The following is a 12,583-nucleotide window of genomic DNA, read 5'->3' as shown; positions in this document are numbered from 1 at the left end:
CCCCTCGGTGTGCCGGACCGGCGCGTCACCGCACCAGGCGGACGGTCTTCGCCGCCGGGACGAAGGTCGCCGTCTGGCCGCGGGTGAGGGCGACCGTGTCGGTTTCGAGGCCGTCGCCGAACGCGACCAGGCGGTCGGACTCCACCTCGACCGTCAGCGGCGCCCGCGTCAGTTCCCCTTCGGTGCACGAGGTCCCCGTTGTCGGCGACGGCCACGCCTCGCGCACGAACCAGACGAGCCGGGCCTCGCCGGGCGCGGGCAGCCGCAGCGCGCTGCCGCGTTCGCGCCACACCGAGCCGCACCAGCCGGTGGCGCCGGTGCCCGTCCCGACGAGGATTCCCGACGACGCCTGGCGTTCGGCCGGCCCGCTACCGACCCCCAGCCGGTAGCGGGCCGTCTGGTGCCCGGCGTGTCCCAGGTAGATCTCGTTGAGCGCGAGCAGTCGCTGGCCGTCGTCGGCGGTGAGCTCGGCCATCGTGCGGTGCTCGACGTCGCCGGTGGACCGCACCAGGTCCGCGACCGCCGCCGGTGGATGCCGTACGAGCACTCCGGGCGCGCCCGGAGCGATCCCGACCACCGGCTGGCCGTCGAGGTACTTGGCCACGTTCGCGACGAGCCCGTCCTGGCCGACCACGACGACGACGTCCTCCGGGGTGAACAGGAACCGGTCGAGGTCCGCCCGTTCGACCTCGCCGCGGCGCCAGTCGAGCGGGATGGCCGCCGACGCGGCGGCGAGTGCCGCGCGCACGGCGGCGTCCGCCTCGGTCACCTCGGCCAGGTCCCGCCCGCGCGTGCGCAGGAAGAACTCCGCCTGCCCGCGCGTGCCGTGCCGGGCGAGCAGCTCGGCCAGCTCGGTGCGCCGGTGCACCAGCACGACGCGCGGGGCGAGGCTCACGACCGCACGCCCAGCTTCGTCAGCAGCGGCGCGAGCAGGTCCGGCGTCACCGTCAGGCTGTCGATCTGCGGGAGGTTGCCGGCCAGCTCCTTCAGCGCCAGTCCGGTCAGGACGCCCTCGGGCAGGTCGCGGTACGCGGCCAGCCGCGCGGCTTCCCCGGCGGCTTCCGCCTCGCCGAGCGCGCGCTTGCCTTCGGCTTCCACGAGCGTCAGGCGTTCCTTGCGCGAGGCCTGCGCCTCGGTCTCGATCCGGCTCGCCGCCGCGGCCTCTTCGGCCTGGCGACGGGCGTTCGCGCCGCGCTGGGCGACCAGCTGCTCTTCGCGCCGGGCCAGCTCGATCTGGTTCTGCAGCTCGTTTTCGCCGATCGCGCGCTCGCGTTCGACGGCCAGCGCGCGTCGCTCGAACGTCGCCCGGTCGGCCTCCTGCTGGACCTTCTCCCGCGCGGTCGTCTGCAACGCCTTCTCGACCTCCGGCTCGGCCCGGATCGCGACGACGCGGACGTCGACGACGGCGGAGCCGGTCTGCGCGAGCCGGGTGTCCTCCTCGGCGAGCCCGGCGCGGATCCGGTCGCGGACCGCGCTCACGCCGTCGACCAGCGCGGTCGCGAGGTCGATGCGGGTCAGCACCTCCACGGCGTACTGCTGGACGTTCTCGGTGAGCAGCCCGCTGATCTGGGCGAGGGGATCGCTTCTCCAGCGCCCGGTGTCCGGGTCGATGGAGAAGTCGATGCGCTGCGCGGCCAGCGCCGGGTCCTCGATCCGGAACGTCAGCGCGAGCTGGACGGTGACGTCCTGGAAGTCGGCCGTGCGGGCGTGGAACAGCAGCGGCAGCTCGCGGTCGTCGACCGGGACCTCCGAGACGACCGCCGTCAGCGGCCGGTACCAGAACGACAGCCCGACGCCGTCGTGCGCGAGCTTGCCGCGGCGGTAGTGGCGGATGTGCACGGTCGGGGCGCCGCGCAGGTGACGGAACCCGAAGCGGCGGTCGATGTCGGCCATGAGCCCTCCTCTTATCGTCGAGGTGACGATATGTGGCCAGGTGGCTAATCGTCAAGATGACGATTACAGTCGTGGCATGGGTCACCCGCCGTTCGCCGTAACCGTCGACCTCGTCGTGCTCACGCTCACCGGGGACGAGCTGTGCGCCCTGGTCGTGCGCCGGGGAGTCGAGCCGTACGAGGGGGAGTGGGCGCTCCCCGGTGGCTTCGTCCGCGAGGACGAGGACCTCTCGGACGCGGCGCGCCGCGAGCTGGCGGAGGAGACCGGGCTCGCGCCGGGGACCGTCCACATCGAACAGCTCGCCGGCTACGGCGCCCCGGACCGGGACCCGCGGATGCGCGTGGTCACCGTCGCCTACCTGGCGCTGGCGCCGGACCTGCCGACCCCGAGCGCGGGCACGGACGCGGCGGAGGCGCGCTGGACACCGGTGCGGACGCTGACCCGCGAGCACCTGGCGTTCGACCACGACCGGATCCTCGCGGACGGGGTGGAACGCGCCCGCGCGAAACTCGAGTATTCGCCGCTGGCGACGGCGTTCTGCGCGCCGGAGTTCACGGTCGCGGAGCTGCGGCGGGTGTACGAGCTGGTGTGGGACACGCGGCTGGACCCCCGCAACTTCCACCGCAAGGTCACCGGCGCCGAGGGCCTGCTGGAGCCGACCGGGCGCACGACCGCCCGCGACGGCGGCCGGCCGGCCCAGCTTTACCGGCGCGGGAAAGCGGAGTTGCTGTACCCGCCGATGTTGCGCGCGTGACGCTCAGGCCAGGGCACGTCCGGCGGGCCGGCGGGTGTGCGCCCAGGCGGGCAGCGCGGTGAGCACGCCGACCGCCAGCAGCACGCCGAGCGCGGCGACGAGCTGGGCCGGCAGCGGGGGAGTGGCGAACTTCGGGTTGAAGAACCCGTACAACGCGATCCCGCCCGGGATGCCGGCGAGCACCGCGGGCGCGGCGGGCAGGAGCTGCGCGGTGCACAGCGCCGCGACGACGTGGCCGGGCGTAGCGCCGAAGGTCCGACTGATGGCCAGCGCGTGCCGCGCCTGGACCGCGCTGCTCCACCCGACGAACACCGTGTTCAGCACGGAAAGCGCTGTCAAGGCCACGGTGACGCCGATGGCGACCTGGCCGATCCGGGTGTTCACCGCGGCCATCGCGGGATCGGTCAGCCCCGTACCGGTGTCGTGCGCGACGGCGGTGCGGAAGGCGAGCAGCGCGGAGATCGTGACACTGATGGCCCCGGTCCCGAGCGCCGTCAAGGCGGATCGGCCCGGCCGGCGGGCGAGCAGCCGGACGCCGACCAGGAGCGAGGTGGGCAGGTACGCGGTCAGCGCGGTCAGCCGCGGGTGGCGCGTGATCAGGTGGGCCGGCTCGGCCAGCACGTGGACGGTGCTGGTCCGGGCGGCCCGCAGGACGGGCCCGGCCGTCGCGGTCAGGACCACCAGCGTGGCGAGCAGAACCACGGCGACCACGGTGCCCGTGCCCGGCGGCTGAGTGGTGACGAGCAGGCCGGCGCTGGGGTTGGCCAGCCCGGGCGCGGCCAGCGTCCCGGCGGTCAGGCCGAGCGCGGTGGCCACGGCGGTCGGCAGCAGGTACTGCGCCAGGAGAACGGCGGCCACGGTCCGCGGCCCGGCCCCGACGGCCTTGAGCAGCCCCGCGCGCCGGTTGTCGCGGCCGGCGCGGACGGCGGCGAGCGCGGCGAGGGTGACGATCGCGGCCGCGGCCAGCAGCCAGCCACCGGCGATCAGCGTCGGCCGGGTGTCCTTGATCATGTTCGTGTCGGTCCGCAGGACGGTCTGCCAGTTGTGCGTGTTGACCCAGTCGCCGCCCCGGTTGTCCTTGGCGAACACGGTGTCGCGCCAGTGAGTGGGTGCGTCCGGATCGGACAGTCTCAAGTGGATCAGGTGGACGACGGTGGCGTCACCCACGGCCGCTTTCGCGTCGGCGGTGGTCAGCCAGATCCGGCCGCCCCGGTCGGACGGGCCTTCCCCCTGGGCCCAGTCGCTCCACGGGTAGACCGGGGTGGCGGCGCTGATCGCGATCCCCACGACCGGGTAGGCGCGGCCGCCGAGGGTGACGTCGTCGCCGACGTGGACGCCGAAGACCTCGGCGAAGCCGCGTTCGATCACCGCACCGCCGGGCCGGACCCAGGAGCCGTCCGTCACGAGTGGACGGTCCACTGTGGATGGTTTCTCGTCGCGCCCTTCGATCGAGGAGTGCGCGTCGCGGCCGTGCAGCCCGACGGTGGCGTCGAACGCGAAGACGGGATCGGCCTGCTCGGCGACGCCGGGGGTGCGCGCGAGGCGGCCGGCGAGGTCCGCCGGATCGGTGGCCGTCGTGATGACGGTGATGTCGGGACCGGCGGTGGCCGCGCGGGTGTTCTCGTACCCGGTCGTCACGGCGCTGCCGGTCGCCAGGCCGAGGGTCAGCGCGGCGGTGGCGGCGGTGACGGCGATCAGGAAGAGCGCGGCTTCGCCGGGACGGCGGCGCAGGTCGCGCGCGGCGAGGCGCCAGACGAGCAGTAGGCGTCCCACCGCTCAGCCTTCCCAGCTCAGCAGCGCACCGAGCGGGGTCGTGGCGCCCTCGAGGCGGGTGTCGTCGACGAGGGCGCCGTCGCGAAGCGAGACGACGCGGTCGGCGGTGGCGGCGACGCGGTCGTCGTGGGTGACGACGACGAGGGTCTGGCCGGTGGCGCGCAGTTCGTCGAAGAGGCGGAGGATGTCCCGGGTCGCGGCGCTGTCGAGGTTCCCGGTGGGCTCGTCGGCGAGCACGACGAGGGGCTCGTTGACCAGCGCCCGCGCGACGGCGACCCGTTGCCGCTGCCCACCGGAGAGTTCCGACGGCAGGTGGCGGGCGCGATCGCCGAGCCCGACCCGCTCGAGGAGCGCGGTGGCGCGGGAGCGGGCGGTGCGCGGCGAGGCGCCGGCGAGCAGGGCGGGCAGTTCGACGTTCTCGGCGGCGGTCAGCTCGTCCATGAGGTGGAAGTCCTGGAAGACGAACCCGGTGGCCCGCCGGCGCAGGCGGGCGAGGGCGCGTTCCCCGAGGTGGTCGATCCGGCGGCCGCCGAGCCGGACCTGGCCGCGGGTGGGGCGGTCGAGCCCGCCGAGCAGCTGGAGGAGGGTGGACTTCCCACAGCCGCTCGGCCCGGTGACGGCGAGGGTCTGCCCCGCGGGGACGTCGAGGTCGATGCCGTCCACGGCACGGACGAGCGTCTCGGCGCGGCCGTAGGTGCGGGTGAGCCCGATGGCTTGGAGGACCGGTGTTTCCGCGGCGGGCCGGCGCGCGGAAGGTTGCTCGCCACTTCGCGGGTCGGCCGTGCGCGGCGGTTGTGCGGGATAGGTGGTTGCTGCGCGGGTGCGCGGGGCCAGCTCATCCGCGCTTGGCGGGTGGGTGGGCCCGGTCGTTTCCGCACCGGTCCGCGGTGCCGGACCGCCTGCGCTCGGCGACTGGGCGGGGCCGGTCGTTCCCGCGCGGGTTCGCTGCCCCCGCCGGGCCGCGCCCGTCGGCTGCGGGCGGCCCCCGGTCAGCCGGCCTTCTCCCGTCATGCCTTTCCGCCTTTCCCGCGGGCGGACCACGTCCGCTCGCACGCCTCCAGCCAGCGCAGCTCGGCCTGCCACCGCAATGTGATGCCCTCCAGGAGCAGGCCGGCTTCCGAGTCCGTGTCATGCTCGAGCGCCGCGTGCTGGGCGTCGGCGAGACTGCGAAGCAGCTCGCGTCGCCGGCCGTCCACCAGTGCCAGCGGGTCGGCCAAGCCCGACTCCGCCGCGGCCACCAGCTTCAAGTGGAACTCCGCCACGTCCGCCTTCGGCCCGGCGCCCTCGGCCATCCACGCCACCACGCGCTCCTGCCCGGCCGCGGTCAGCGCGTACACCTTGCGCCGCGGGCCGCGGACCGGTGCGTCCTCCCGGTCCTGGACGACCATCCCCGCCTTCTCGAGCCGGGTGAGCGTCACGTAGATCTGCCCCACGTTCAGCGATCCCCCAACAGGTCCGAGCGCCGACACCAGCCGCCGCCGCAGGTCGTAGCCGTGCGACGGTTCCTTCGCCAGCAAAGCCAGCACGACGTCCTGCACAGCTCAATAGATAGCGGTTAGCCAAAGGGTGTGTCAAGCGGGTGCCAGCCGCCGTGCGGCCGTGACCAACGGCAGCAGGCGCGTGCCGAAGTTGCGGGCCGCGAGGCCGCCGCGGGTGGCCGGGATCAGCAGGGCCGCCGCCGTGGAGACATTGCGCTGCTTGGGTTCCACCAGCTTCCGGTGCGCCGCCTCGTACCGGCGGAACGCCGCCGCCGCGTCGCCCGGGGGCCGGCCCAGCTCCTCCGCCAGGGTGTACGCGCCGGCCATCGCCAGCGTCGAGCCGTCGCCGAACAGCGACACGCACGACGCCGCGTCCCCGGCCAGCGCGATCCGGCCGGACGACCAGCCGCCCATCCGCACCCGGCTCACCGAGTCCAGGTACAGGTCGCCGGCCTCGCGCACGCGCTCCAGCAGCTCGGGCACGCGCCAGCCGGCGCCCGCGTACGCCTCGGCGAGCATCCGCTTGTGCAGCGCCACGTCCCGGTGGTCGAACCCCGGCACGGCGGCGCCGCGGAACATGAACGCGGCGATCCCGCGGCCGCGCGACGGGTGCACCGCGACCGCCCGGCCCGGCGAGTTGTACATCACCAGCTCGGTGCGGTCGGCGGGCGGGTCGGCCAGCGGCAGCGTCGCGACGTAGACGCCCATGTGCTCGACGAACGCGTGCTCCGGCCCGAACACCAGCCGCCGCACGCCCGAGTGCAGGCCGTCGGCGCCGAGCACCAGGTCGAACCGCCGGGGAGCGCCCCGCTCGAACGTGACGTCGACGCCGCCGTCGTCCTGGCTCAGCTCGGTGATCGAGTCGTGGAAGACGAACTCCGCGTCTTCGCGCGCGGCTTCGTGCAGGATCGCCGCGAGGTCGGTGCGCGGCAGCTCGATGCCGCCGTCGCCGCCCATCGCGACGCGGCCGGTCCGGCGCCCGGTGTCGTCGACGAACTTCAGCGACGTCACGGCGGTGCTCGCCTCGCGCAGCTTCGCGGTGATGCCCATCCGGTCGGCGACGCGCGAGGCCGGCCCGCGGACGTCGACGGGGCTGCCGCTCGAGCGCAGCCCGGCGGCGCGCTCGACGACGGTCGGCCGGAAGCCGGCGCGGGCCAGCCAGTACGCCAGTGTCGGCCCGGCGACGCCCGCGCCGGAAATCAGTACGGTCTGCTCGGTCATGGTGAAACCCCCATCGAAGGTCCTGACCATCGGTCAGTCCCGACCGTACGCTCCTGTCCAACGGTCAGGCAAGCGGCTAGGCTCGGGCGATGACCGACGACACCCGCGCCCGGATCCTGCGCGCCGCGCTCGAGGAGTTCTCCGAGCGCGGCTTCCACGCGGTGTCGGTCCGGGAGCTGGCCGAACGCGTCGGCGTCACCAAGACCGCGGTGCTGTACCACTTCCCCGGCAAGGCGGACATCGTGACGGCGCTGGCCGAGCCGCTGCTGGACGACCTCGAAACGGCCATGACCAAGGCCGCCGACGCCGCCGCCCCGCGCGCCGCGGCGATCGAGGGACTGCTGGACGTGTGGCTGAGCCACCGGTACCTGCTCCGGATGAACCTGCGCGACCTCGGGCTCACGGCGTCGAAGGCGGTATTCGACCGCTTCCGCGACGGCATGCTCAAGGCGAACCAGCTGGTGGCGGGCCCGGACGCGGACCTGGCCGGCCGGGTCCGCGCGGCGCAGGCGATCGCGATGCTCAGCGACCCGGTGGTGCTGTTCGCCGACGCGCCGGCGGACGAACTGCGCGCCGCGGTCCTCGATGGCGTCGACCGGCTGTACGCGGTGCCGGAACCGGAGGCCAGGCCGCGCGGCCGCCGCGGCCGGCCGCCGGTGATGAGCCCGGAGACGATCGAGGCGGCCCGGCGCCTCTACGACGCGGGCCACCCGCCGTCCGACATCGCCGCAGCGCTGGGCGTCTCCCGCGCCACGATCTACCGGCACCTGCCGGGCGCGGAATAATGAGACGAATTAATGAGACTTATTGAGACGCGACTTCGATCTCGGGCAATGCCGAGAGCTGGGCGGGCGTCAGCTTCGACGCCGCCGCGAAGACCGTCTGCTGGTGTTCCTTGATCCGCTCGTCCACCAGCCGGCTCAGCTCGAAGGCCAGCCGCCCGGTCTGCTTCACCGTGACCTCGTCCACCAGCGGCCGCGCGGCCGACGTGATGACCACCCCCGAAGCCTCGCCGGTCGAGGATTGTGAGACGCCGACCGAGTAGGCCTCGCGCGGGTTGACCGGCCCGTCGATCGAGAAGTCGCGGATCCGGCCCAGCAGCGCGTGCCACTCGGCGACTTCACCGGGCACGCCGGTGGCCTGGACGTCGTCGACCGTCAGGTGCAGGCCGCGGTCGCCGGTGCGGAAGCAGCGGGCGTAGGCGTTGAGCGCGGACACCCAGAGCGCCTCGACGACCACCGCGTCGACCCGCGGGCGTGCCAATTCGGCCACCAGCCGTTCGCAGCATTCGAGGGTGAACTGCAGGTCGTCGAAGAGCGCGACGAGATCGGCCAGGCCGAGCGCGCCGGGCGTCGCGAGCTGCCGGGCGCTCGTGGGGGTCGTCGTGGAAGGGGTCATCCGGGACGCTCCTGTCGGCGGTCGAACCTCAACGACACCGCATCCGGGAGCGTCCCGGGGTCTCAATTTGCGACACCACCCGCCACGGGACGCTATACGCAGCCGTGGCCCGAATGGCATCGACACGCTTCCGTGACTATCTGAACGATGAGGCGGCGCTTAGTCAGCCTCGAAACCCGACTACATCTGGACAAATCTTGGACAATCCAGGGTTCGTCCGTGCCCGCTCTCAAGCTGATCGGCGCCGCCCGGCAAAATGTTCGCGGCGATCATTCGGCAGCGAGGCAGAGCGGGAGGCGGCGCGGGTTGTCACATCGATGGAGATCGCGCGCCCTTGTGCTCGGTGCGGTCGTCCTTCTCGTTGTAGCCGGGACCGTTGGTGCTGTCGTGGTAAACCTGGCCACCTCATCGGACACTGCGTGGTGGCGTCCGATCCAGGCGCACCCGTTGCGCTGGGTCTTCGGCAGTACGCTGGCGACGGCGGTGCTGACGCTGCTCGTTTGGTGGGTTCAACGCCGCCACGAACGGTGGCAGGCGACACCGATCCCGGCTGAGCAGCGGCTGGAGTCGTGGGTCGTCGATCGTCCGGTTGAGGTGCAGGAGATCGTCAACGCGCTACTCGGACGTGCTCGGAGGTCTGTCGGAATCACAACCGCGGTCCAGGGTGCGGGAGGGTTCGGTAAGACGACGGTCGCCAAGCTGGTGCGGGCCGATCGGCGCATCCGACACCACTTCGACGGCGGAATCTATTGGGTGACGCTGGGGCGCGATGTCCGATCGAAGGCCGCGATCACGGCAAAGGTCAACCAGTTGCTCAGCCAGCTGGATCCCAAGGAGTCGCCGTCGTTCACCGATCCGCAGCAGGCCGGCGAATACCTTGCCGCCGTGCTCGCAGCGGGACCGCGTCGGCTGCTGATCCTCGACGACGTGTGGTACCCCGAGCAGCTCACCGCATTTCCACTCGGTGGACTCCGTTGCAAGCGATTGATCACCACGCGACTGACATCACTGGTCGATGACTGTGTTCCGGTCCGAGTGGACCAGGTGACTGCGGAACAGGCCACCGAGCTGGTCTGCGTCGGTCTTCCGGCAATACCACCGACGTTGGTCCACGACCTTGTGGCCTGGACCGGACGGTGGCCACTTCTTCTCAGGCTCGTCAACAAAGTTCTCGTTGGCCAGTACGCGACAGAGCCCGACATCGGCCGCGTTACGGCGGACCTTCTGAAGCGGTTGCACCGAGCTGGTCCGGTGCACATCGACGAACTGACTGGGGCCGCACACGAACTGCTCGATGTCAACGATCCGGAGCAACGGCGCCGCGCGGTCACTGCCACGATCGAAGCTAGCCGGGGCCTGCTGCCGGAGGTGGCACGAATCAGATTTCTGGAGCTGGGGGTCTTCGCCGAGGACGAAACGATCCCTGTGACGTTGATTTGCAAGCTCTGGGCGGTGACCGGGCAATTGGACCTCACCGCGGCCCGGGCGTTATGCGCGCAGTTGCACGATCTGGCGTTGCTGAACGCGGCCGGTGGCACAGTCACGATCCATGACGTTGTCCGCGACTTTCTGCGGCAGGAGCTCGAAGAGTCTGGCAGGGGCCGAATCAGTGAGCTTACTGGGGTGCTGGTTCGCGCAGCGGCTGCGGACCTTCCGCGCGAAGGAGGGCGGACGGCCTGGTGGGAACTCAGCCGGACCGACCGGTACCTTCGGGACCACGTGGTCGAACACCTGCTGTCGGCCGGGCTGCCTGCTGAAGCTGAACACGTGGCCACCGATCTCCGCTGGATTGCGACACGTCTTGGCCAGGCCGGGCCGCTCGGTCCATACATGGACCTCAATCAGATCGGCTCGTCCCGCTGCCGTCGACTGGCCTTGTTGCTTGGTCAGAGCGCGCACCTGCTGGCGCCGACAGATCCGGAATACAGCCGTATCGATATCCTCTTCAGCCGCGTCGCACACGGAACGGACTGGGAGCGCCAGGCCGACCAGCTGGCCCGCGCAAGTCCGCATCCGCGGATCGTCAACCGCTGGCCGCTGCCGGATCTGCCGGATCCTGGCTTACGCCGCGTGATCTACGCCGGAGTCACTTCGTCACCGGTGCTCGCGGCCGTGCCGAAGCGAAACTGGATCGCAGCTGCTTGCGGAGACAATTCGGTCATCGCCTGGGACGTTGTGACCGGCTCCGAACGGGTCAAGCTCGTCGGCCACACTCGTCCCGTCACTGCGATGGTCGTCGCTCCCGACGGCAGCTGGTTCGTGACCGCGGCCGGTGATTGGACGGTCCGGGTCTGGGACACGGCAACGGGTCGGCAACGCTACGGTCTGGATGGTCACCCCAGGTACGCGAGCCCCTTGGCCGTCGCCCCGGACGGTACGTGGTTCGCGACCGTCACCGAAGACTGGAAGGTGCGGGTGTGGGACTCGGCGACCGGCGACCAGTGTTCAGTGCTCGCCGGGCACACCGCGCCGGTCACGGCGTTGGTCGTCGGGTTCGGCGGGCGTTGGCTGGCTAGCGCCGCCCGTGACCGCTCCGTGCGGATCTGGCACCCAGGCACCGGGGAGGAGCTCCGGAGGTTCACTGTAGCCGATGCGACCGACGGTGTGGGCTTGGTGCCCGGGCCGGACGGGCGCTGGATTGCGAGTGGGTGTGGTACCGGAACACCGCAGCTCTGGGACCTCGTCACGCGCGCGCAGCGGCCGAACCTCTCCGGTTTCGCCAACTCGGGTAGTGCACTCGTGGCCGCCCCGGACGGAGCTTGGCTCGCCGCCGGTTGTGACGACGATTCGGTGCAGGTTTGGGATATGCAGAGCGGTCGGGAAAAGGTGCGGTTCTCGGGTGCGCCGACGACAGGCGCGCTAGTCGCGGATCCCCACGGGGCCTGGGTCGCGGCTGCGGGAGAAAACCATTCCGTGCGGATGTGGGACGTGGACACCGGCGCAGAGCGTGCCCGGTTCCTTGGCCACAGCAACGACGTGCGAGCTCTGGAGACTGCGACGGACGGAAGCTGGCTGGCCAGCGCCGCTCACGACGGTACGGTACGCATCTGGGATACTCAGGTCAGCCGTCAGCGCTTACACCACCTCGAAAACCGGATCACCCTTACCGCTTCCGTTGTCGCCCCCGACGGCAGCTGGATCGCGACCGCCGACGCCGACGGCGGCCTCCGGGTCTGGGATGTGGACTCCGGTAAGCAGAAGCGACAGCTGACCGGTGCCGGCCAACTTGGTGAACTGCTCACCTTGGTCGTCGCACCTGATGGCCGTTGGGTCGCCGGAGTATACGGGGAGACAATCCTGGTCTGGGACGTCCCGAGCGGGCGGGAACTTACTCGTGTGCCCACCAACACAAAGGGTCTGCCGGTACTCGCTGTGGGTCACCACTGGATCGCGGTGGTCGGTAATCACCGACGGGTGCGGATCTGGGACGTTTGGACAGGCAAGGAAAAGGCGAGGCTTCGGGGCGACAACGAGCGGCCTCGGGCACTCGTGGCAGGTAACGGAGGGAGCCACCTGGTCACGGCGAGCGCGAAGGCCGTCCAGATCTGGCAGGTGGCAAGCGGACTGCGGCTGACAAGGCTCACGAAGAGCGAGGCAGTCGACCGTCTGGTGACAGGTCCGGACGGCGCGTGGGTCGCGGGCTCGGTCGGTGAAACTGTCCGGCTCTGGGATGCCGCCACTGGCGCCTTGAGAGCCGAACTCCCTGGTCATGTGCTCTGGGTGACTCGCCTTGTGGCGAGCTCAGATGGTAAGTGGCTCGCCAGCGTCGATGCGGTCGGGACGATCCGGATCTGGGACGTGGTGACGGCGCACAAGCGGGCGACGCTCACTGGACACGAGAGCGGTGACGTGGAGATCGTGCCCTACGAAAATCGCTTGGCGAGTGTCTCGCCTGATCGCTCCTTGCGGGTGTGGGACGCGGTGACAGGCGCCCCGCTGGCCATGATGCGCGTAGAGATGCGGCCGCAAAGCTGTGCCTGGGCTTTGCGAGGACGTGCCATCACGGTCATGGGTTCCTCGGGTGTCTGCGTTTTCGACTTCTGGCCGGGCTAGTTCTCGCCGTGAA

At 71.5% G+C, this 12,583-nt stretch carries 10 protein-coding genes; 3 read left to right on the top strand and 7 right to left on the bottom strand.

Annotation, left to right across the window (positions count from 1 at the left end; translation table 11 throughout):
- Positions 1–25: 25 nt before the first annotated feature.
- Together ABFJ78_RS13980 and ABFJ78_RS13975 are read right to left on the bottom strand one after the other, a co-directional pair.
- Positions 26–895, bottom strand: coding sequence for a hypothetical protein (locus ABFJ78_RS13980; protein ID WP_436386469.1), 870 nt, complete (start codon positions 893–895; stop codon positions 26–28).
- Positions 892–1,893 carry an SPFH domain-containing protein gene (locus ABFJ78_RS13975; protein ID WP_436386467.1) on the bottom strand — a complete coding sequence of 334 codons (1,002 nt, stop codon included), beginning with the start codon at positions 1,891–1,893 and terminating at the stop codon, positions 892–894. The genes ABFJ78_RS13980 and ABFJ78_RS13975 overlap by 4 nt, the downstream gene beginning before the upstream one ends.
- A 76-nt stretch (positions 1,894–1,969) precedes the next feature.
- Between ABFJ78_RS13975 and ABFJ78_RS13970 the strand changes: the two genes are divergently transcribed.
- Positions 1,970–2,647 (top strand): NUDIX hydrolase, encoded by a 678-nt coding sequence (locus ABFJ78_RS13970; RefSeq protein WP_436386466.1) that lies wholly within the window; start codon positions 1,970–1,972, stop codon positions 2,645–2,647.
- Positions 2,648–2,650: 3 nt separating this feature from the next.
- Here ABFJ78_RS13970 and ABFJ78_RS13965 read toward each other — a convergent pair whose 3' ends face one another.
- The 4 genes from ABFJ78_RS13965 to ABFJ78_RS13950 all read right to left on the bottom strand — a co-directional run bounded on the left by ABFJ78_RS13965 (position 2,651) and on the right by ABFJ78_RS13950 (position 7,119).
- Entirely contained in the window at positions 2,651–4,420 is a 1,770-nt protein-coding gene (locus ABFJ78_RS13965; protein ID WP_436386464.1) for an FtsX-like permease family protein, read from the bottom strand.
- 3 nt (positions 4,421–4,423) lie between these two features.
- Positions 4,424–5,083, bottom strand: coding sequence for an ABC transporter ATP-binding protein (locus ABFJ78_RS13960; protein WP_436386462.1), 660 nt, complete (start codon positions 5,081–5,083; stop codon positions 4,424–4,426).
- Between the two features lie 344 nt (positions 5,084–5,427).
- Positions 5,428–5,958 (bottom strand): PadR family transcriptional regulator, encoded by a 531-nt coding sequence (locus tag ABFJ78_RS13955; RefSeq protein ID WP_436386461.1) that lies wholly within the window; start codon positions 5,956–5,958, stop codon positions 5,428–5,430.
- A gap of 33 nt (positions 5,959–5,991) precedes the next feature.
- Positions 5,992–7,119 (bottom strand): FAD-dependent monooxygenase, encoded by a 1,128-nt coding sequence (locus tag ABFJ78_RS13950; RefSeq protein WP_436386460.1) that lies wholly within the window; start codon positions 7,117–7,119, stop codon positions 5,992–5,994.
- A gap of 89 nt (positions 7,120–7,208) precedes the next feature.
- Here ABFJ78_RS13950 and ABFJ78_RS13945 point away from each other — a divergent pair, with 89 nt between their 5' ends.
- Entirely contained in the window at positions 7,209–7,904 is a 696-nt protein-coding gene (locus ABFJ78_RS13945) for a TetR family transcriptional regulator (RefSeq protein WP_436386459.1), read from the top strand.
- 19 nt (positions 7,905–7,923) lie between these two features.
- Here ABFJ78_RS13945 and ABFJ78_RS13940 read toward each other — a convergent pair whose 3' ends face one another.
- Complete coding sequence (locus ABFJ78_RS13940) at positions 7,924–8,517, bottom strand: hypothetical protein (RefSeq protein WP_436386458.1); 594 nt, start codon at positions 8,515–8,517, stop codon at positions 7,924–7,926.
- A 387-nt stretch (positions 8,518–8,904) separates the two neighbouring features.
- Here ABFJ78_RS13940 and ABFJ78_RS13935 point away from each other — a divergent pair, with 387 nt between their 5' ends.
- Complete coding sequence (locus ABFJ78_RS13935) at positions 8,905–12,570, top strand: NB-ARC domain-containing protein (protein ID WP_436386456.1); 3,666 nt, start codon at positions 8,905–8,907, stop codon at positions 12,568–12,570.
- The last annotated feature ends 13 nt before the right edge of the window (positions 12,571–12,583 follow it).

The organism is Amycolatopsis sp. MEPSY49 (assembly GCF_051337345.1).
GTDB lineage: Bacteria > Actinomycetota > Actinomycetes > Mycobacteriales > Pseudonocardiaceae > Amycolatopsis.
This window is presented reverse-complemented; position numbering and strand designations above follow the sequence as displayed.